Here is a 19782-nt window from a genome sequence, read left to right as displayed (position 1 = left end):
CTCTCATGGGCCTTCTTTCCACTGTCGCCGCAGCCGCCATGTCTACCGCCGGCGAGGAGGCGCGCCCTGCCCTCTCGATGCAAACCGTGCTTGATGAAACCACCGATGAAACCGAGGCCAAGCGGATCCGGCGCCTCGCGGATTTCTTCAACGCGCCACTCGAAACGCTGGAATGCAGTCTCGACTGGTTCGATGGCGAGTTCCCGTCTCTCAAGCACCTGGGGGCAGACCCGCTGCCCGGCGCGGAGCGCGAATTTTGGGGATCGCGCGCGTCATACAGAAAGTGGCGGGAAGTCCTGCGCCGCCGGATCCGGGCAACGACCGGAGAACTCGCGGCGCAGGCTGCCTTGCGTGCCCGCCAAGACGGTTGGACTGACCTGCTGTCTGATCTCGAGCGCCTCTCGAAAGACGACGGACCGGTGAATGCCGGCCAATACGGCGCCCTCCGCAGCTTTTCCGATCTCGCCCGCGCGGCCGAATTCGCCCCTTTGGACCTTGTCCCGACGCGGGTACCGGAATTTCTCGACAAATTGTCGGTCTACGAAAGAGAGAAAGCGGTCCGGGCTCTCAAGACCATTGAAAAGTTGCGGAAGCTTCGAGCCGTGGCCGCCCATTTCCCAGAGAATTTCGATGTATGCCTCCTTGTCCCGGAAGAACGCGAGCCGGTTCCGGACGCTGTGCGCGCGATGATCCGCGAAGCCGTCAAGACCGCTCGCTATGACGAGGGCACCTACGACGACATTTCCGGCAGCAGCAAACCCAGCTTCAATGACAACACCGCCGAAACCTACGAAGCCGCACTGGTTTCGCTCGCACGCACGGCTGCGGAATCCGGTAAAGTGGAGCTGACCCAGTTGAACTGCATCGACAGCTTGTTCGGTTCCGAAGTGCGCATAGCCGTCATCAAACGCTGGATCCAAGAGGCTGGAGCCAAGAATGGGATCAGCGCGCGCTCGGCCGCCGGCTATGTCCGCGCGATCGCACAGATCGGTGAAGCGAACGGCTTCGATCCGAAACCGTGGCGTAATAATTTGGCAAACAATGATTTCCTAACCGAAGGGCGCGAAGACGATAACAAGATGGCGGCAAAGAACCGCAGATTCTGCGAGCCTTTGCTTCGCCGTCCCGACAATGCACGAACGTTCCTCCGACAGCACGTTCTCTACCAGGAGACCGCCTGTGACATTCTCGCCACCGACAAGACACTGCCTGAGGCGAAGCTCGGGCGCGCTCGGATGTTCGGCACATGCGCGGCCTTTGCCGCAGTCGAGCTTCGCGGCGCCGGGATCCGGAAAGGCAGCGCGCTTGCGGGGAAATGCGCCGGCCCCGATCAGAACCTGTTCCGCCGCACATCCGGAGACGTTGCCCGCTTCGAGCTTCGGATTTCCAAGAAGGATATGAAGGGCGAATACGTGGAGCTTCCGCCGGTGCCGATCCGCGATGACAAGTTTCTCGGGTATCAGGTTCTGGACTGGTATCTCAAGGAGATCCGCCCACTGTTCAAATTCGCCAATCCGGATTGGTGCGGCGAGAATCAAATCGCGATTTCGCCGTGGCTATTTCCGTCGACGAAGTCCGGTAATGTTCTGTCAGGAGGGCTTCTCTACAAGTGGCACGTACAATGCAGCACGGAGATCGGCATGCGGATGACACCGCATAACTTCCGCCATGGCATCGCAACTCTGTTGCTCGCTAAGAGTTGGGAAAACCTGAGTCGCGCAGCGAATTATCTGGGGTGTTCGGAGCGAGTCTTGCAAACCTTTTATGCCTGGATCGACTCTACCCGAAGTCTCGAAGAGACACAGGATCTTCTCGCGGAGGCCCTGTCATGCTGACGCGCCAAAAAGTATTGTCCAAGCCTTGCTGGCAGGAGGTCGCCGCTCATCCCGTGTTGCAATCAATGCCCCTTGAGGATCTTGTCGCACTCGACAGCCTTGTTGCTTTCATGCAGGCGCATCACTGCCCGACATTGGACACGGGCGACGCCCGCGCCTGGGCGCGTCTGAATGGCCAGCCAGAAGGGATCGAACGCGCATTGCGTGCCGTTGAGGCCCTTGAAGGGCCCGATGCCAGCGAACTCGTCGCGCTCCGCGCGGCTCAAGCAACACTCGCGGAGAAGAAGAAATTCAAAGGCATTCCGAAGGGGGCGACCCGCTCCTACCAGCGCGTGAAATCGGTGCCCGAAAAGGACCTGCCCGAATCCTGGCGGGTCCGCCTCGAGGAGATCGATGCACGTCGCTTCGACGGTAGCATCGCGCTCGCCGACAGTCTCTTCGATCGCATGAAGCGGAAGCTCTGCGAGTACATTCGCTTCGTGCGCGACGAAGGGCTTGCGAAAGAGCTCACGCTCGAAGGATTGCAGCCCTTCTTCCAATATGAAACGACGCGGATCTCAAATCGCGGCGTGCCACCACGCCCGTCGACGGTTGTCAACACGTTCAATGACTTGAGAAAATACATGCAATTGAGCGGCGATTATTCTTCCGAGCTTGTTCTCGAGATGACCAGGCTCCTGGAAAAGCTGCGCGACAATGCGGAAGGCGTGACCGCGCGGAAATACGCAGCGCTGGCACGCATCGATCCCAAATCGATTTTGCCGAAAGCTCAGTCCATCCTCGACAACGCCGGGCATCTTCTGAACGCCGCGAAACGTCACATACAACGCAATCGCGCCCTGGCGACAGCACTTCCCCCGATGACCCCCTTGCGTCGTGAGTGGCATGGACTTGCGTTCGGCCGTGACATCGTCTGGCTCGAAGATCGGTATAGATTCAGGGACTACAAGTTGCGGAAAACCAGGCACCGGCGAGGACGGGAGACATATCCGGGGTCCGTACATCCGAGCGTGCAACACTTTGTAGACGCCGTGTTGTTGCAGGACGAAGACCCAAAATACCTTGCGGCGTTCCGGGAGCGTGCCGAAGAAGAAGAATGGCCGCTCTTCGCCCATCCGGACGGTGAACCGGTTTCCGTCAACTATGTCTCACAGGTCTGGGCCTCGATCCTCGGGACAGGAGCGCACATCGCCCGATCGCTGATCTACGACATCCTCTTCGCGATAAGCGAAGATGCGGCGCGAGGCGGCATGATCCTGAACGATCATCAGTCCCGCCAAGCGGCGGACCGCTACATCGGGGTACAGGCGCGCATGGCAGCATATGAAGCGGCAGCGCGTGAGCGAGACGAAATTTTCGAGATGTACGAAAATGATCCGACCGCAGGAGGTTTCGGCTCCGGTACGGACCACTGAGCCGCCTTGTCAAACGTCGTGCAGGGGAAACCCGCTCAAAGCTCCGCACTCGGCGTATATTCTTGACATGTGCGCCTACGACGGCTCCAGCAGGGTGGGCGGAACGCAGAAGTTCGTAACCATCCGGCATAGACCGCGGATAGGCGCAGTACTCAGGCCGTGCCCTTGGGGGCTTCGGACTTGCGGGACCGCGGGGCCCATTTCTTGGCAAGCCGACCGAAGCGTTTGATGATGCTTTCGATCCCGGCATCTTCGGCGTCGAAGTCCCCGCCCGACCAGTGGACCATGTCCTCGTGTTGCTCGTGATCGGGATCGGCGAGGGCTTCGAGGAACTCCTCGTAGCCCCAGGCTCCGCCGACGTCCTCGGGTGGACAGGCACCGGTCGCCTTGAGAAGCCGTGGGTAGATCATGCCGGGGATGGCCTCGTAGACCCGCTCGATACGGATGCTGTGGTCCCAGTCATCGCCGAAGTCATAGACATACTGGATCGTCCTGGCGCCGGTGTCCTCGAGCACCTTTTCCAACGTCGTCTTCTTCGCGTCCATGGGGCCGTCGTAGAACCCATCCGGGTCGGGCACGCCCCAACCGGCATCACCGGCGCGGAACTCGTAGAGGTGGGTATCTGTCCAGCCCATGGCAGCCTGTATGACCTCATGCAGCCGGTCGAGCCTGATCTTCAGCGGCACCTCGATATGGCGCATCGGCTGCGGGTCGACGTCGTTCAGGATGATCCGGAGGCGGGCGATCAGGGTCATGCGGCTATCCTTTGCTCAGCCCGAGACCAGTTCCAGGGCAATAGATCCGGCACCAGGGAGGCGGTCGTGCCAGGCAGCCGGGCGAGGACATCGGCCAGCCAGGCCTGAGGATCGACATCATTCATCTTCGCCGTGACGATCAGGGAATACATGAAAGCGGCACGGTCGCCGCCGCGCTCGGAGCCGGCGAAGAGCCATGACTTCCGGCCAAGGGCGACCCCGCGCAGGGCCCGCTCTGCGGCGTTGTTCGTCAAGCAGACCCTGCCGTCGTCGAGGAACCGGGTGAAGGCGGGCCAGCGCTCCGCCTTGAACATGTAGTTGATCGCCTTGGCGACCGGATTGTGCTTCGACATCCTGTCGCGCTCGGCGCGCAGCCAGTCGTGCAATGCCTCGACCAGAGGGCGGGATAGCCGATGCCTGGCCGCCTGCCGTTCCGCAGCGGTCAGGCCATTGATGCCGCGCTCGATGTCGAAGATTGCGTCGATCCGGGCCACGGCCTCCAACGCGATGGGCGAGATGTCATGAACGGATTTGCCCTTCCGGGCATTCCCCTTGATGTCGGCAAGCTCGAAGAACTTGCGGCGGGCGTGGCTCCAGCATAGCGCACTCTCGACCGGCCCCGGGTCACGGTCGGCGCAGTAGAGGTCGTTGTAGCCCCCATAGGCATCGGCTTGCAGGATACCCTGCCACCCGGCGAGATGCCGGTTCGGGTTGGCCATTCCGCGGTCGCGGGAGAAGTGAAACAGGGCGGCAGGTGGAGTCCCGCCGCCGAAGGGCCGGTCATCCCTGACATAGGTCCAGAGCCGGGCGGTTTTTGTCCCGCCCTTTGCCAACAGCGGCACTGTCGTATCGTCGCCATGCAAGCGGTCGGCATCCAGAACATGGGCACCAATCAACGCATGGATCGGCTCCAGCGCGGCGGCGCAGGCGCCAACCTGGTCGGCGAGGGTCGACAGGCTGAGATCGACGCCTTCCCGGGCATAGCGTTCGGCCTGGCGATTGAGCGGCTGATGCTGCCCGAACTTCTCAAAGAGGATCGTCGCCAGCAGGTTCGGGCCAGCCCATCCGCGCGGCGTGGCGTGGAAGGGCGCCGGCGGTTGGCTGATCTTCTCGCAGGTCCGGCAGGTGAACTTCTCGCGGACGGTCTGGATCACCTTCCACTGCCGCGGGATCACCTCCAACGTCTCGGTGACATCTTCCCCCATCTTCACGATGCAGTTTGAGCCGCAGCAGGTGCAGGACGTGGGCGCTTCGATCACCACCCGCTCGCGCGGCAGATGATCCGGGAAGGGCTTGTGTGCCGGGCGGCGGCGTTCGAAGCCCGCGACGCTCGTGGTCTTCGTCACCTTCTCGGCGGCAGTCTCGTCTTCGGTGGCCGCGGCTTCGAGTTCCTCGAGCTGCAGTTCCATCTGGTCGATCAGTCGGGCACGGCGTTCGGAGCTGCGGCCATACTGTTCGCGCCGGAGTTTGGCGATCTCGAGCCTGAGATGCTTGATCATCGCCTCGGAGGTCGAGACCACCGCCCGGGTCTGCGCCAGTTCGCTCTCTGCGGCCTCGGCACGGGCCTCCGAGGCCGCAAGCGCGGCGCGCAATCTGGCAATCTCGGAAGCGTTGTTCGACATGGTCAAGACCTACCATGCCGGCATCGGAAAGCCCATGAAAATAAGGTCGATGAGGCCAATTTACCCCGCCTTTGCAGGGCGTTGGGTCCAGCGTGGATTGCGCCAGTCGATCCCCTCCAGAAGATAACCGAGCTGGGCCGCGGAGATCTGCACCGCCTCGCCGGCACCGCTGGTCGGCCAGATGAACTTCCCGGCCTCCAGCCGCTTGGTGGAGAGCGACATGCCGACCCCGTCATGCCAGAGCAGTTTGACCAGGTCCCCCTTGCGTCCCCGGAAGCAGAATATCTCGCCCGCGTGCGGATCGCGACCGAGCCCTTGCTGGATCTGTAGCGCCAGGGTGTTCATGCCGCGCCGCATGTCAGTCACCCCACCCGCGATCCAGACGCGCACCCCCGCCGGGAACGCGATCATGACGGATCCAGGGCTTGCACGAGGCGCGCCAGCACCATCGGGTCAATCGTAACCGCAACAGACAGGCGACGGCCATTCGCGAGGGTAATATCTGCCATCAGGACCTCGGCTGTCTCTGGCGTCGGGACCGGCGCAAACGGCCCGCCCTGATCCCCAGCTTCCTCAGGAGCGGCGATGGCCAACGGTGTGAACTGCAGTCGTGCATCGCCGCCCGTCAGCCTGCCTTCGCGGTAATGGCGACGCCAGCGCACCAGCAGGGTGCGGCCAATATCATGACGCCGGGCTGTCTCGGCGACACGCCCTCGACCGCCAAAGCTTTCTTCAACGATGCGCACCTTCTCTTCATCCGTCCAGCGCCGACGGCGCCCGGTATCGGTGACAGAAAGGATCTCTACTTCAGGTCTGTATCTATGGTCGGACATAGCGCCGGACCTACGCCGTGCGCCTCAAGTCAGAAAGACGGCCCTCCCCGGAGGCTTACAGAAGTTCTCTGTGTGCGTGAAAAGATCAGTTGGCCGGTCTGGATTGTCGCCATTCGCTGCGTCGCACCGCATTTTACGGTCATGCAGCCCGAAGCTGATCTTTTAGAGCCACTTAACTTATAATAACATAAACTTCATTGCTGAATCGGATTCATTGGAAGGACTGCTGTGGCCGAAGCGAAAGATGAAGCTCTGTCCCCAACCGTGACTAAGGTCCTTGATGCGTATTTCGAGGTGCTCAAGGGAGATAGCGACATCGATGATGAAGCCGCCGGACGGCTCGATGATCTGCTGCGGCAGGGGAAAGTTCCGAAGCTCGCGGATATTGGTGCCGCGCTGTTTCCTGCCGGTGATGACGAGGCGGGGTAATGATCCGTATCAAGACAATCAAGGTCGAAGAATTTCGCGGGATCAGGGAGCTGGCGCTCGATCTGGAAGGGGAAAATTTCGGGCTTTGCGGCCCCAACGGCACCGGAAAGAGCGGTGTTGTTGATGCCATCGAGTTTTGCCTAACCGGAAATATTACACGTCTCTCGGGACAGGGCGCGGGAGACCTCAACGTCAAGGGCCATGCGCCGCACGTTGATCAGCGGGCCAATCCCGAAAAGGCCAAGGTGACCATCACGGCATCAATCCCGGCGCTTGGCAAAGACGTGACGATCAAGCGGAGCGTAAAGTCTCCTCGGGCAGTTTCAATTATTCCCGCTGATCCGGCAATCAAGGCGGCGGTTGAAGAACTGCGGATGCATCCGGAGTTTGCACTCTCCCGCAGAGAGATCGCGAAATACATCGTAACGCCGCCATCCCGTCGCTCTGATGATGTTCAAAACCTTCTGCGCCTGGACCATGTCGGCAAGCTGCGTAGCAGCTTTGTCACCTACGCCAACAAATGCAAAGGCGATGCCGACGAGGCGAAGCGCACAAGAAAGAGGGCAGAAGACGATCTTAGGACAGCGCTTGGTCTCCCCATTCTGGATCGTAAAGAACTGCTCAAGAAGGCCAATGAACAGCGAAATGTCCTGGGCTTGGCCGGGATACCCGAGCTCCAGCCGGATACAAACTTCAAGGACGGTCTGGACGAGGACGACGACGTCAACGACAAAAAGACCGGCATTGCCAAGGAGGTCGCACTTTGTGATCTGAAAGCTCTCACCGAGGCAATTGCCGCCGGCGAACCAGAAAGCCAGAAGCAGCCTCGGCAAGACGCTCTGGCGGCGCTCAAGAAGCTAAAGGAAGATGAAAAGGCGCTTCGACATGCACGGCAACAAGGCTTGATATCGGCAGGGCTTGAACTCGTTGAAAGCGATGCCTGCCCGCTGTGCGATAAACCTTGGGATGCCGAAGAGCTTCGCGCCCATCTCAAAGAAAAGCTCTTGAGCGCCGAAGAAATGGGTAAGCTGTTGGAAACGCTCTCCGGTAATCTTGGTGCCATCAGCGCCGAGATCGCTGGGCGGATTGCCGCGGTAAAGAAGGCCGCCGACTACGCCGATAAATTGGAGCCCAAGGTTGCCCGCGCCGATCTTGATGCCGTGGTTGAAGAACTCCAGGCACATATCGAGGCGTTGAAGGCATTCAGCGATGATCCCGCCGAGATCGATGACGCACTATCGGTCGTCAGTGCGGACTGGTGGACATCAAAAGCCGACGCAAATTTGCGCATTGAGGATGTGCAAAAGAGGCTCGAGGCCCTTCCTGACCACTCGGCGCACGATAAGGCCATTTCATTCCTGACCGAGTTGCAGGTGCGCTATGGTCAGCTCCTGCGAGGAACCAAGCAAGCCGAGGTCAAAGCTGCCCGAAACAAGATCGCACAGAAAGTTCGGGCTCACTACGACACGGTTTCGAATGCGGTGTTAGAGGGGATCTATGATGCCGTCGCCAAGGAATTCACCGACTTCTACAAAGCGATCAATGACGACGAGGGCAAGTTTGTCGGCGAGCTCAAGGCAGAGCCTGCCAAGCTCAGTTTCAATGTGGATTTTTACGGGCGCGGAACCTTCCCGCCGGGGGCATATCACAGTGAAGGCCATCAGGACGGTATGGGGCTTTGCCTTTACCTTGCCCTGATGAAGCACACGCTCGGCGACAAGTTTACGTTCGCGGTACTCGATGACGTGCTGATGTCCGTTGATACTGGACACCGCCGCGAGGTTTGCCGTCTGCTGAAATCGAAATTCCCAAATACGCAGTTTATCCTAACCACCCACGACAAGGTCTGGCTCCAGTACATGCGGACCGAAGGGCTCATCAACAAAGGCCAGTTCTTCGGCGGCTGGAATGTCGATATCGGCCCGCGCATCTGGGACGACACCGATATCTGGACGGAGATCGATGCGGCGCTCGTCAAGAACGATGTGCCGCGTGCGGCGGCGCTGCTACGCCGCTATCTTGAATATATCGCGACGGTGCTCGCCGATAACCTGCGGGCGAAGGTCGAGTACCGCGGTGATGCAAACTACGATCTGGGTGACCTCTGGCCGCCCGTGACCAATCGATGGCGCGACCGTCTCAAGCAAGGCGTTAAAACTGCCGCGTATTGGGGACATGATATCGTAAAGGATGAGCTTGAAAAGCAGTCCGCGGAGGCAGAAGGTCTTATCAAGAAGACAAACGCCGAGCAGTGGGCCATCAACAAATCTGTGCATTTTAATGAGTGGGAAAACTTCACCATCGCTGAATTCAGGAAGGTGGCTGACGCTTTCAAGGCACTACTCGAACACATCCGTTGCTCTAATCCGAAGTGCGGCGGCTATCCCTACCTTGAGCCGCGAAAAGGCTCATCCGAGCAGCTTCGGTGCAGCTGCCTGACCGTCAACGTCAACTTGAAGATGAAGTAGCCTTTGGTTTCAAACTGTTGAACTAAAACAAATCGAATGCGTATCTCTCAAAAAACCACAATGGGCCGGGAACGAAAATGAATGGACATGAGAATTTGGGTAAATTTGCTTGCCTTGGTTGGGGATCGTTGATTTGGGAGCCCGGCGACTTGCCCATCTTGCATGAATGGCGCAAAGACGGGCCAAACTTGCCGCTTGAATTCGCGAGAAAATCACTTGACGGTCGCATGACACTTGTTGTCTGTGAGCAGGGAACTGTGTGTCCGACACTTTGGAACACTCTGTCATCTACTTCGTTGGAGGAAGCGCGCAAAACACTTGCCACGCGCGAAGGCCTCCCAAGCACCAAGAATGCTGCATTCTGGTCCGGTTTTGGAGCATCTGAGCACCATGGTACGGAGATTGTTGGCGCTTGGGCGAAAAGACGTGGTTTCGCGGGCGTCGTTTGGACTGGTCTTCCACCAAAATCACCGGTCACGGATCAGAATAATGACCATCCCTCTATCGACGATGTCTTATCGCACCTCAGCCGTCTCCAGGGAGATTCTGCCAGTAGGGCCGAAGAGTATGTTCGCAAAGCACCAAACCAGATTGCCACTGCCTACAGAACTCGCATTTCCAAAGAGTTTGGTTGGCACGGACTGACTGAGGTATAGAAAATTTGGCAGTCACCAAGGTCAGCTTTGAGGAAGCTGCAATGCGGCACTTGTGACCAAGGCGAAAGTCCGCAGTGGGCCGGTCGCGTACTTCGACAGGTAGGGCGGATTGCGGCCTTTCGCTGCGGGTGAAAGGCTCCGTCGGCAAGGAGCAGAAGCGGACGTTGGTTTCCCGCGCTTGAGTGATCAGGCAATCTGAAACATCATTGAGGGAAACGGGCCTGAACGGCAAGTGGCTACCGACAGGGTCGGCTACGCGATATTCGGGCCAAAGTTAAAGATCGAAAGGATGCCAGCAAGACATGCGGCTGCAATGTTCGAGCAAGTTTCGCTTCGGTGGATCGAGCGTGGAATGGCCGGTAGCCAAGCCACGGCTGATAGCTTCCTCCGGAGGTAAATGCTAAGGGCCTCGTTTGGACGGAGGAAGCAGATATTCGTGAATAACTGCGCCCAAGGCGTTGTCATGATATTCAGCGCGCTTCATTATCTTACAGATAGATTTTAGACCTGAGGCAAGAAGCGCGGGGCAGCCATGCACATTAGCAAGATTGAGATTGAAAATTTCCGCTGTTTTGGCGAGGGGGAAAAAAGATTTGTGCTTCCACTCTCTCCCGGCCTGACCGCTTTGTTAGGGGAAAATGACGCAGGGAAGACGGCTGTCATCGATGCATTGCGATTCATCTTCGGAACGCGCGATCAGGAATACTACCGGGTTCAGGATAGCGACTTTCACTGGCCCGCCGGGAGTGACGAAAGACGAAGAGAAATCCGCATTTGCTGTCGACTCGAGGGTCTAAGCTTAAAAGAGCAAGGTGCGTTCGCCGAGTTCCTTACCTATGTGGAAGAAGAAGGCGAGCCGGATGTGGCATTATACGTCCACTGGACTGCCAAGGACAAAAGCGGTGCCCGCAGTGGCCGCAGGATGGTCTTCTCGGAGGTCAGGACGGGAAAAAACGGTGATGGCCCGACACTTGATGTCGAGGCGCGTGAGCTGCTGCGCTCCACATACTTGCGGCCTCTTCGTGATGCCGAGCGCGCCCTGACTGCAGGACGCGGTTCAAGGCTGTCAGAGATTCTCAAGAGCACAAGGCAAGTCATCGACGTAGGTGCAGACTATGACCCAGATACCAACCCAGCACCGAATGTGGCCGACCTCAGCCTTCTCGGGATCGGAGATTATTCGAGTGCATTGATCAGTGAGCATGAGGGCATTCGCCGGGCGCGGCAAACCCTGAACGAAACCTACCTGAGACCATTATCTTTTGCGGGTGATAATCTCGAAGGCCAAATATCCGTGGGCAGGCAAGGCGACCGCGACGCAAGGCTTCGCCAGCTTCTCGAACGTCTGGAGCTTGAACTTAGGAGCGGCGCAGCGCCGGAACTGCCTGCCAACCGGGGCCTTGGATCGAATAACCTGCTCTTTATGGCGTGCGAGCTTTTGCTGCTTGGTTCGGAGGCTGTCGCACTGCCGCTATTGCTCATTGAAGAACCTGAGGCACATCTGCACCCGCAAAGGCAGCTTCGCCTGATGCAGTTCTTGGCCGAACAATCCAGCCGATCGGGAGGCAATGGCCAGAACGAAATTCAGATCATACTGACAACGCACAGCCCTAACCTGGCCTCGGCGATCCCCTTGGACAGCTTGGTTCTTATTCATGGCGGCAAAGCCTTCACTCTTGCCCGCGGTCACACGGAGCTCAGTCCCGACGATTACCGCTTCTTGCAGCGGTTCCTCGACGTGACCAAGTCAAACCTCTTCTTCGCGAGAGGCGTCATGATTGTGGAGGGCGATGCGGAGAACATCTTGCTGCCAACGCTTGCACGGCTGATTGAGATGGATTTGTCGGCTCATGGCGTCTCGATCGTTAACGTGGGCGGCGTGGGGCTGCGCCGCTTCGCCAGAATATTTCAGCGCAAGGATCCTGAGGTCGACGGTCTGATAAAAGTGCCTGTCGCCTGCATCACCGATATGGATGTAATGCCGGATTGCGCCCCTGTGATTGTCGGGAAGACGGAACCATTCCCGGCCCGTAAGGACCGTCAGTGGCGCATGAAAAGCGACTTCGCGGATGGTGAGTTGGATGTGCGCCGCGAGGCGATCCGCGCGAAAGCCAGCGGCCAGTTAGTCGAGACGTTCGTTTCCAATGATTGGACCTTGGAGTATGATCTTGCTCTCCATGGGCTGGCTGAAGAAGTGTGGATTGCCGGAATGCTTGCGCGGCAAGATGAAAAGATCAACGAGCCTGACAAAGCCCAGAACATCTTTCGTGTGACGCGCGCGGCCAAGGCAAGATTCAAGGAAATGCAGGAGGCGAGCGGTAACGCGGAAGAGTTGGCCTCCCACGTCTATTCCCTGTTTACGAACTCCCCGAAGGCATCAAAATCAATCGCTGCTCAGTACCTTTCGGAGATCTTGGAGTGGAAGGTTGCAAGGGGCACCTACGATTCCGCTACCCTTGCGGGGCTTCTTCCGCCTTACGTCACAGCGGCCGTGCGCTACGCCACCGGGAACGGCGGAGATGAAGCAGAAAATGGCAACGGTGAGGGAGAAGCCGCGCCCAACGCAGAAGCTGCAGGTGGCCCGTCGTGATCGAGCTACCGGAAGTTAGCGACCAAGATGTGCAGTGGGCTTGCAACGTCCTCGGGCTGCCTGAAACGGCGTTTTCCGGTCCGGACGGAGCGGACCCGCGCCTCGGCGTGCTGCGAGCAAATGCGACCCTGGATGTAGAAGCGTGCCCCGGAAGCGGAAAGACCACGTTGCTCGTCGCAAAGCTGGCAATTCTCGCCCGACATTGGAACACAGCGGAGCGCGGCATCTGCGTCCTTTCTCACACCAATGCCGCGCGGCGCGAGATTGAAAAGAAGCTTGGGGCAACCTCCGAAGGACAACGGCTGCTTTCTTACCCGCACTATGTGGGCACGATCCATGGCTTCGTGAACGAATACCTCGCCCTGCCTTGGCTGAGATCGAAAGCCATCACGATTGAGGCTGTAGACGACGAAATTTGCCTGAATTGGCGATGGAGAAAGCTTCCATTTGCGACGAAGCGAGCGCTTGAAAACAGACGAGAGAGTGTTCGTCGCCTGCGCTACCAGAACTCTGAATTCGATCTTGGCGACATCCCTTGGGGAAAGGGTGGAGTGCTTGGCAGGGAGTCCGCAACCTATCAAAACATGCAAAGAGTCTGCCGGGACTCTTATCAAGCTGGACTGTTCTGCCATGACGAAATGTTCGTTTGGGCCTCCGATTTGTTAGACCGGAATCCCGACGTTACGCGGCATCTGAGACAGCGTTTCCCGCTGCTTCTGATCGATGAAGTGCAGGATAATAGCGAGTCTCAATCCCGATTGCTCCAGCGCATCTTTATGGCGGGAGATCATACCGTAACGCGCCAGAGATTTGGTGACCAGAACCAGGCAATCTATGCCTATGAAGGCCAGAATGGAGCGGCGACCGATAGCTTCCCCACTGAGGGTATCAAGCGGACGATTCCGAATAGCTATCGGTTCGGAAATAGCATCGCGGCTCTCGCCAATCCACTCGGCGTATCTCCTCATGGTTTGGTTGGCCAAGGAGGCGTCGGACGCGACGGAGAACCAGAACTTGTGGGCCGTCACGCGATCTTTCTGATCGATGACGATAGCGTCGGCCGCGTCATAGATGAATATGTCGCCTATCTCCGGCAGGAGTTTGGAGCGGCTGAGCTAAGTAGTGGCGACTTCACCGCCGTGGGAGCCGTTCACCGGGCCGACAAGGACGACAAGCTACCACGTTCGATAAGGCACTACTGGCCCGAGTATGATCCAGAGATATCCGGCGCAGAGCCAAGACCAAACACTCTGCTTCAGTATTTGGCGGCAGGACGCCGCCTTGCCGAGTTGTCTGGCGAAACAAACGACCTTGTTGAAAAGCTCGCTGAAGGTGTTCTTAGGCTCGCGCGTCTAATGTCGCCTGAGATCGCGATCAGCACAAGAAAGCGAAACCACCGCTACGTCATGGAACTTCTGGAGGGAAACGCGGACGCGCTGGAGACATATTCTCATTTGGTCCGAACAATCGCGGTCTCGCGACTATTTCCAGTACGGGATAGCTGGGAAGCCGATTACAGGCAGCGTTTCGAGGCAGTGGCCCGTGTGCTGAGCGCGGCAGATGCCATCCCTGCGGCTGCGAATGAATTCCTTGACTGGCGAGAGATCAGCGATGGTGATGCGGAGAAAGCCAAACGGAACAACGTCCTTAGGGACGCGAAGCAAGACCCAGCTATCAAAGTGCGCATTGGCTCCATCCACTCGGTCAAGGGGGAGACGCATACCGCTACATTGGTCTTGGAAACATTTTACCACAAACACCATTTGAAAGAGTTAAAGCCCTGGCTGTTACGACAAGCCCAAGGTGGGAACGATCAATCTGATCGAATAAAGCAACGTCTGAGGCTTCACTACGTGGCAATGACAAGAGCGGCCAGATTACTTTGCCTTGCTATGCGGGCGGATGCCTTCGACGACGCCGAGATTGACCTCCTGCGGGAAAATGGGTGGCGCGTCGCTCGCATCACTCCTGACGGAATCGACTGGGTTGAGTGATGGTTTCTGGTCCCCGGATTACCAACCGGGCCGCGCAGATCTTGAGGCCCTGGGCGCTGACCTTCAGCTGCGAACTTTCGCCCAGAGTCCAATGCCCGGATTGGTGAAGTTGCAGCGCAGCATCGGCCCTTGTGGTGAATGTCTCTTGAGGGCCGATTATGTCAACGTTGACGTGGTTTAGATTGCCCGACGGGCCGAGCTCTTCTAACGTTACCAAATGACGAGTGAGTGGGCACATTTTCTTAATCCAGATGTAGTCCGAACCCGCTTCGTGCGGACGGGGTTGTTCCTCGTTGCTCATGAGATGCTGTTGAGCTCCATAAAAGATCGAGCACATGACTTCTTCTCGGATACTTGGACCGCCGCTGACGGCTGGAAGCCCGGCCCAGAATATCGTGATAAGGTCTTGTCTCTGGATCCTAAAGGGAAGAACGATCCGTTCCGGGCGAGCATCGCATGGCTTCGACAAATGGAGGCGATCGATGAGCAGGATGAGACTACGATCCGAGAATTGACCGAAGAACGGAATCGTCTCGCCCATGAACTCCGAAACGTGCTCGGCGGCACACTTAAGCATGATTTCGAAAGCCTTTTCACGAAGTTGGTTTCACTTGTTGCCAAGATCGACAGGTGGTGGATTGTGAATATCGAGATCGCAACCGACCCGGACCTGGCGGGAAAGGAATTCGACGAGGATGGAGTAACTCCCGGTTCACTAATGTTGTTGCAAGTGCTGAACCAAGTTGCACTCGGTAAGGATGAAGGGGCGTGGGCACTTTACCATGAGTTTGTGTCGACGCACGAAGATACGAAGCCTTGATCAGCTTGCGCCGCAATGAGATTTTGAAACAAATTTTCGGTCGGGAGTCCCAAGTTTGTCTTGCAGTCCAAAGGCGGCTTTGGAATGCGATGCAGCGCATCGGCGCGACGATCGATCAATTGAAGCTTCGGGCCGTTAGCGATGAAAAAATGTATTACCGAATAAACGCTTGACTATTTCTTCTGAAGATATGTCAGCCCTGCATGGATAGACGCCATTGCCCAACATCAGTATCAGAACCTGTCTGGCGGGATATTGGAAGTTGGACTCGGCGTAGATGTCACATATCTCCCTAAATGCACCCAAGAATTCCGGAGAGTACTGCGTTGCAAAACCTGGGTTCATTCTCTTTCTTACAGGCAAATTTGATCGCCTGCAGGTATCAACCAATTTTTCGACCTTCTTTTTTCTGGGCTGCTTTTTCCCGAGATCACATGCGGGAGTGAGGCGAGAATAATTTGAAGTCGACAAACTGCACCTCTCTACATTCGGTCGACTTAGACTTACACGATGGCGCAAGTTTGTCAAAGAAACGTGATCGATCAATTGCGTGACGAACCGCCGGTTTGGTGAAGCCGCACCGCAGCGTGTGAATGCACTGGCAAAGTCAGCAAAGGGCCGAAAGCGTCAGTCCAAACGCCGAAATACGCCAAGGTTCTCGTCGTTCAGATGTTCGATCCGAACTGCCATTGTTGGTTTTGACGAAACTTCCAGAAACTCGACAAGCGAAACCGAGCCGACAGGCTGGTTCTCGGTCACGGGATAGACCACGAATGTATCGCCATTCCAATGCCGCATAGGTAGCTCCTGGCTTTCAAGCCCCAGCCTCAAAACCAGGGAACCGTTGATCGCAGCAATCGACGCTGGACCGAAATACTCATTGCCATAGGTGCCGACATAGTTTTCAACCGGACCCGCCGGGACAGGGGCAGCCGGCGGCTCCATGCCCATCAGATGCCCGACCGGCGCCGAAAGCGGTGCCATGATCGGGGCGTAGGCTGACAGCCAGTCGCGGCTGTCCGTCCCGAGTTCCGCCCGATCAAGGAAACTGGCGGTAATGCCTTCCGCGGCACCGGTGGGGGGCGCATTGGTCAACACGACAATGCCAAGATCAAGGTCGGGAATTATTGCAACACTGGTCGATGCCCCAAGCGAGAAGGCACCAGAGTGGCTCAGCATGACGCGTCCCGACAGCCGCGTATCGACATTAAAGCCGAACCCGTAGGCGCCCGGTCGAGCAGAGACATCCATCTGCGGCCCTCGGATCGTCTGCGCGGACATTGCAGGCAAAAGCGCGTCCTCCGAGATCACGCGTTCCCCTTCTGCCATGCCGCGCCCAAGGACCATCGCCATCCAACGCGCCATATCCCTCGCGCTGGAACTCACACCGCCCGCCGGGCTTTGGGCGTCGGGCTGGCGCAGGTCAGCGACCGCGTATCCGTCTTCGGCGGCAACATGGCTTGCGGCCCGATTGTCACGCGCCATGTAGTCGGCGTGTTTCGAGCTGGTAGACCTCATGCCAAGCGGCGCATAGAGCGCGGTTTCCGACAGGCTGGCCCAATCCATACCAGCTGCTGTCGCCACTGCTTCGGCGGCAGCGGTGATTCCGAAGTTGGTATAGGCATAGTCCACTCGGAACGTGCCTTTCGGCAGCAGCGCAAGCCGCTCCAGCACTGTGCTGCGGTCAAATCCGATATCCTCCAGGTCGTCCCCAGCATGATCCGGCAGGCCGGAGCGATGCGCGTAAAGGTCCCCGATCGTGACGTGATCGCTGACCCAGAGATCGCCCAAATCGAAAGAGGGCAGGAACTCCCGTACCGGGCTGTCCCAACTCACCCGGCCGGCATCCACTTGGGTTGCGACCACGGTGGCACCCACCGGTTTTGACACCGAGGCCAGCAGGAAGACGGTGTCGGCATCAATGCTCTCGGGATGGTCAACAGCGCGTTTTCCAAATCCACGCGCGTACACTGTGCGTCCGTCATGGACCACGGCAATGGCCAGCCCGGGGATGCCCGTGCGCGTCAGGACATCCTGTCCCAGATCGTCCAACGTCGAGACCGCCGCCATGATCCGCTCGTCCGGTACGGGCAAGAGCACGGCCATCGGCGGCGGTGTCATCGCCTCGGGCACGGCAAGTTCGGGCAGCAGGCCGTCTGTACCTGCCGTCGCGGGCAGCGTTCCGGCGAGCAGGCCGGCCAAGAACAGGGCACCACCAATCGGGTTGAGAATCGCACGTCTCGCGCCTTCCCTTGACTGTGGATTGGAGGGCGTGGCCGGTAAGTCTGAGCGTGTATTCAAATGTCGTTCTCCTTGTGCTGGCCGCGTGGTCCTGGGAACATGTTTCGCACTAATCTTCTGCATTCTGACACAAGTCCTGCAGATTGAAAGGATCGGGCACCTTTAGAAATCGGGAGCGCCCGTGAATGCAACTTTTTCAAATGATCAGTCAAAATGCGTGTCATTTTATCTCGTGGCGGTGCGCACTCATCCGGTGCTGATGCCCAACGCCACATCACTCAGACCCAGAACACACCACGGTCAACCCTGTGACGTTGCCAATGAGTAGCCCTAACGGCGGAGATAACTCTAAGAAGCTCCGTTGCCGGGTTTTCACCATGTTTGAAATGCTGCGAACGTCACGAATGGCCGGTTCGCTGAAGCTGCGCCGCGGCATTTGATGAAGCGGCGAAGGTCCGTTGTGGGCCGATCAGCCCTCTCGGGCAGACCCCTGGAATGGGCCATCGGGGCTTGCCGCGGAACGACCCGTGGGACATTGTCCGCGGACCTCACCGCAATGAAACCCGGCGCCATACCATGTCCAAGAAAACCCTGAACCAGGCCAACCTTGAAAAGCTTGGCGCGGAGACGCTCGCCGCGCTGGTGATGGACCTGGTCCAGGGGAGCGCGGCCCTTCAGCGTCGCGCGAGGATGGAGCTCAGCGCCGCCCAGGGGCCCAAGGAAGTGGCCGCCGATCTCCGCAAACGCTTCGCCTCGCTACGCCGCGCGACCAGCTTCGTTGACTGGCGCAAGCAAAAGGCGCTGGTCAAGGATCTCGAGGGGCTCCTGGCGATGATCGAAAACTCCATCGCCCCCCATGACGCGGATGAGGCCTGCGAACTGCTCTGGGCGTTCCTGCAACTGGCCCCCTCGATCCACGAACGCACGGATGACAGCAACGGCGCGGTCGGTGGTGTCATGAGCGACGCGGTGGAGTTGATCGCGGAACTATCGCCCACCGTTTCCCTGGACCGCACCGCGCTGGCGGAACGGGTTCTCGACGCTGTCGCAGATGCCGGCTACGGCGAGTTCGACGGGATCATCCCCGCGACGGCCGAGGCGCTGGGGCAAGAGGGGCTGGAGCATCTCAAGCAGATCACGGAAGCTTGGGCGGAGGCCCCGCCGACCGAGCACGACCTCGCGCAATACCGGGGCTACGGCCTCAAGACTTCTCCCGAGGACATCGTGCGGCGCAACAAGCAGGTAACACGGTCGATCATCCTTGCGGATGTGGCGGACGCCCAGGGGGATGTCGATGCCTACATGGCCCGCTATTCCGAGGAACAGCTGACCTATGGCACCATCGCTCCCGATGTCGCGCGCAGGTTGCTGGATGCAGGGCGCGTTGACGAGGCGTTCGACATCGTCACCCGAGCCCGCGCCGCCGAGGACGGTAAGTCGATCCGGATGTTCCGCTATGACCTCGACGCAGTTTATGAGGAATGCCTCGAAAAACAGGGTAAGACGGAGGAGTTGATGGCGCATCTGCGGAGCACCTTCGAGCAGACCCTCAGCGCGCCCTGCCTTCGAAAGTACCTGAAACTGCATCCCGATTTCGACGACATCGAGGCGGAAGAGGCCGCCTTGGGCTTTGCGGAGGCCTATCCGCACTTGGGGGCGGCGATCAGTTTCCTGGTGAACTGGCCATCTCACGACCGCGCGGCGCGGGTGGTGGTGGGCCGGGCCGATGAGCTGAACGGGGATTCCTATCACACCCTCACGAGCGCGGCAGGCGCGCTCGAGGCCGAGCATCCGCTCGCCGCCACGCTGATGCGCAGGGCCATGGTTCTGGATACATTGACCGGAGGAAAGTCCAAGCGCTACCGCCACGCGGCGCGCCACCTGGCCGAATGCCGATCCACCGACGCCGCCATCGAGGAGTATGGCGACCACCCAACCCACGCGCAGTTCCTCGAGGGGCTCAAGCAAGACCACGGGCGAAAATACGGGTTCTGGCGCTTAGTCGAAACGTAGTTCTGAACCGCCAAGATGAACGGACTCGACCCGCAGGCCTATCTGGCGGACGTGCTCGACCGCATCCACGATCACAAGATCAACAGGCTCGATGAATTGCTTTCATGGAAT

General features: G+C 58.6%; 15 protein-coding genes and 1 pseudogene. 10 read left to right on the top strand and 6 right to left on the bottom strand.

All coding sequences use genetic code 11. From position 1 onward, the window contains the following. The first annotated feature begins 5 nt into the window (after positions 1–5). A complete protein-coding gene (locus ABWV23_RS20965; protein ID WP_353351389.1) occupies positions 6–1835 on the top strand; it encodes a site-specific integrase in 1830 nt (609 codons plus the stop codon). Further along, on the top strand, positions 1829–3250 hold the full coding sequence (locus ABWV23_RS20960) for a hypothetical protein (protein ID WP_353351387.1): 1422 nt from the start codon (positions 1829–1831) through the stop codon (positions 3248–3250). The genes ABWV23_RS20965 and ABWV23_RS20960 overlap by 7 nt, the downstream gene beginning before the upstream one ends. A gap of 152 nt (positions 3251–3402) precedes the next feature. Here the strand turns inward: ABWV23_RS20960 and ABWV23_RS20955 are convergent, their stop codons facing one another. Genes ABWV23_RS20955 through tnpA form a run of 4 tightly spaced genes read right to left on the bottom strand, consistent with a single transcriptional unit; the run spans position 3403 to position 6460 of the window. Next, the gene (locus ABWV23_RS20955) at positions 3403–4005 is read right to left on the bottom strand and encodes a plasmid pRiA4b ORF-3 family protein (protein ID WP_353351385.1); all 603 of its coding nucleotides are present in this window, start codon (positions 4003–4005) and stop codon (positions 3403–3405) included. Further along, positions 4002–5627, bottom strand: coding sequence for an IS66 family transposase (gene tnpC, locus ABWV23_RS20950; protein ID WP_353351383.1), 1626 nt, complete (start codon positions 5625–5627; stop codon positions 4002–4004). The genes ABWV23_RS20955 and tnpC overlap by 4 nt, the downstream gene beginning before the upstream one ends. A 60-nt stretch (positions 5628–5687) precedes the next feature. Then, positions 5688–6038, bottom strand: a complete 351-nt coding sequence (gene tnpB, locus ABWV23_RS20945; RefSeq protein ID WP_353351381.1) for an IS66 family insertion sequence element accessory protein TnpB — start codon at positions 6036–6038, stop codon at positions 5688–5690. Further along, a complete protein-coding gene (tnpA, locus tag ABWV23_RS20940) occupies positions 6035–6460 on the bottom strand; it encodes an IS66-like element accessory protein TnpA (protein ID WP_353351379.1) in 426 nt (141 codons plus the stop codon). Before tnpA ends, tnpB begins: the two co-directional genes overlap by 4 nt. 228 nt (positions 6461–6688) lie before the next feature. Between tnpA and ABWV23_RS20935 the strand changes: the two genes are divergently transcribed. The 5 genes from ABWV23_RS20935 to ABWV23_RS20915 all read left to right on the top strand — a co-directional run bounded on the left by ABWV23_RS20935 (position 6689) and on the right by ABWV23_RS20915 (position 14597). Then, positions 6689–6889 (top strand): hypothetical protein, encoded by a 201-nt coding sequence (locus ABWV23_RS20935; RefSeq protein WP_353351377.1) that lies wholly within the window; start codon positions 6689–6691, stop codon positions 6887–6889. After that, positions 6889–9357, top strand: coding sequence for an AAA family ATPase (locus ABWV23_RS20930; RefSeq protein ID WP_353351375.1), 2469 nt, complete (start codon positions 6889–6891; stop codon positions 9355–9357). The genes ABWV23_RS20935 and ABWV23_RS20930 overlap by 1 nt, the downstream gene beginning before the upstream one ends. Positions 9358–9434: 77 nt before the next feature. Then, positions 9435–10013 carry a hypothetical protein gene (locus ABWV23_RS20925; protein WP_353351373.1) on the top strand — a complete coding sequence of 193 codons (579 nt, stop codon included), beginning with the start codon at positions 9435–9437 and terminating at the stop codon, positions 10011–10013. A 532-nt stretch (positions 10014–10545) separates the two neighbouring features. Further along, positions 10546–12603 carry an ATP-dependent nuclease gene (locus ABWV23_RS20920; protein ID WP_353351371.1) on the top strand — a complete coding sequence of 686 codons (2058 nt, stop codon included), beginning with the start codon at positions 10546–10548 and terminating at the stop codon, positions 12601–12603. Continuing rightward, positions 12600–14597: a UvrD-helicase domain-containing protein gene (locus ABWV23_RS20915; RefSeq protein ID WP_353351369.1), complete on the top strand. Its 1998-nt coding sequence runs from the start codon at positions 12600–12602 to the stop codon at positions 14595–14597. The genes ABWV23_RS20920 and ABWV23_RS20915 overlap by 4 nt, the downstream gene beginning before the upstream one ends. Here ABWV23_RS20915 and ABWV23_RS20910 read toward each other — a convergent pair. After that, positions 14566–14898 (bottom strand): hypothetical protein, encoded by a 333-nt coding sequence (locus ABWV23_RS20910; protein ID WP_353351367.1) that lies wholly within the window; start codon positions 14896–14898, stop codon positions 14566–14568. The two genes, ABWV23_RS20915 and ABWV23_RS20910, sit on opposite strands and share 32 nt — an antisense overlap. Positions 14899–14901: 3 nt before the next feature. Between ABWV23_RS20910 and ABWV23_RS20905 the strand changes: the two genes are divergently transcribed. Further along, positions 14902–15417 (top strand): hypothetical protein, encoded by a 516-nt coding sequence (locus ABWV23_RS20905; protein ID WP_353351365.1) that lies wholly within the window; start codon positions 14902–14904, stop codon positions 15415–15417. A gap of 627 nt (positions 15418–16044) precedes the next feature. Here the strand turns inward: ABWV23_RS20905 and ABWV23_RS20900 are convergent. Next, complete coding sequence (locus tag ABWV23_RS20900) at positions 16045–17619, bottom strand: serine hydrolase (RefSeq protein WP_353351363.1); 1575 nt, start codon at positions 17617–17619, stop codon at positions 16045–16047. A 615-nt stretch (positions 17620–18234) separates the two neighbouring features. On the opposite strand from ABWV23_RS20900, the gene ABWV23_RS20895 reads away from it, so the two are divergent. Both ABWV23_RS20895 and ABWV23_RS20890 read left to right on the top strand, forming a co-directional pair. Next, the gene (locus ABWV23_RS20895) at positions 18235–19671 is read left to right on the top strand and encodes a DUF6880 family protein (protein WP_353351361.1); all 1437 of its coding nucleotides are present in this window, start codon (positions 18235–18237) and stop codon (positions 19669–19671) included. Between the two features lie 6 nt (positions 19672–19677). Continuing rightward, positions 19678–19782: pseudogene (locus ABWV23_RS20890) on the top strand (transposase domain-containing protein); the annotation flags it as partial.

Source organism: Aquicoccus sp. SU-CL01552 (assembly GCF_040365005.1).
Lineage (GTDB): Bacteria > Pseudomonadota > Alphaproteobacteria > Rhodobacterales > Rhodobacteraceae > Antarcticimicrobium.
The sequence above is the reverse complement of the archived record's forward strand: the minus strand, read 5'-3'. Positions and strand labels throughout refer to the sequence as shown.

What these genes read in the sequence shown, in the direction of transcription:
- ABWV23_RS20930 (WP_353351375.1), top strand. Translation starts at nt 6,889, where the DNA reads ATGATCCGTATCAAGACAATCAAGGTCGAAGAATTTCGCGGGATCAGG.
- tnpA (WP_353351379.1), bottom strand. Translation starts at nt 6,460, where the DNA reads ATGTCCGACCATAGATACAGACCTGAAGTAGAGATCCTTTCTGTCACC.
- ABWV23_RS20895 (WP_353351361.1), top strand. Translation starts at nt 18,235, where the DNA reads ATGTCCAAGAAAACCCTGAACCAGGCCAACCTTGAAAAGCTTGGCGCG.
- ABWV23_RS20960 (WP_353351387.1), top strand. Translation starts at nt 1,829, where the DNA reads ATGCTGACGCGCCAAAAAGTATTGTCCAAGCCTTGCTGGCAGGAGGTC.
- tnpB (WP_353351381.1), bottom strand. Translation starts at nt 6,038, where the DNA reads ATGATCGCGTTCCCGGCGGGGGTGCGCGTCTGGATCGCGGGTGGGGTG.
- ABWV23_RS20905 (WP_353351365.1), top strand. Translation starts at nt 14,902, where the DNA reads ATGCTGTTGAGCTCCATAAAAGATCGAGCACATGACTTCTTCTCGGAT.
- ABWV23_RS20925 (WP_353351373.1), top strand. Translation starts at nt 9,435, where the DNA reads ATGAATGGACATGAGAATTTGGGTAAATTTGCTTGCCTTGGTTGGGGA.
- ABWV23_RS20920 (WP_353351371.1), top strand. Translation starts at nt 10,546, where the DNA reads ATGCACATTAGCAAGATTGAGATTGAAAATTTCCGCTGTTTTGGCGAG.
- tnpC (WP_353351383.1), bottom strand. Translation starts at nt 5,627, where the DNA reads ATGTCGAACAACGCTTCCGAGATTGCCAGATTGCGCGCCGCGCTTGCG.
- ABWV23_RS20910 (WP_353351367.1), bottom strand. Translation starts at nt 14,898, where the DNA reads ATGAGCAACGAGGAACAACCCCGTCCGCACGAAGCGGGTTCGGACTAC.
- ABWV23_RS20965 (WP_353351389.1), top strand. Translation starts at nt 6, where the DNA reads ATGGGCCTTCTTTCCACTGTCGCCGCAGCCGCCATGTCTACCGCCGGC.
- ABWV23_RS20955 (WP_353351385.1), bottom strand. Translation starts at nt 4,005, where the DNA reads ATGACCCTGATCGCCCGCCTCCGGATCATCCTGAACGACGTCGACCCG.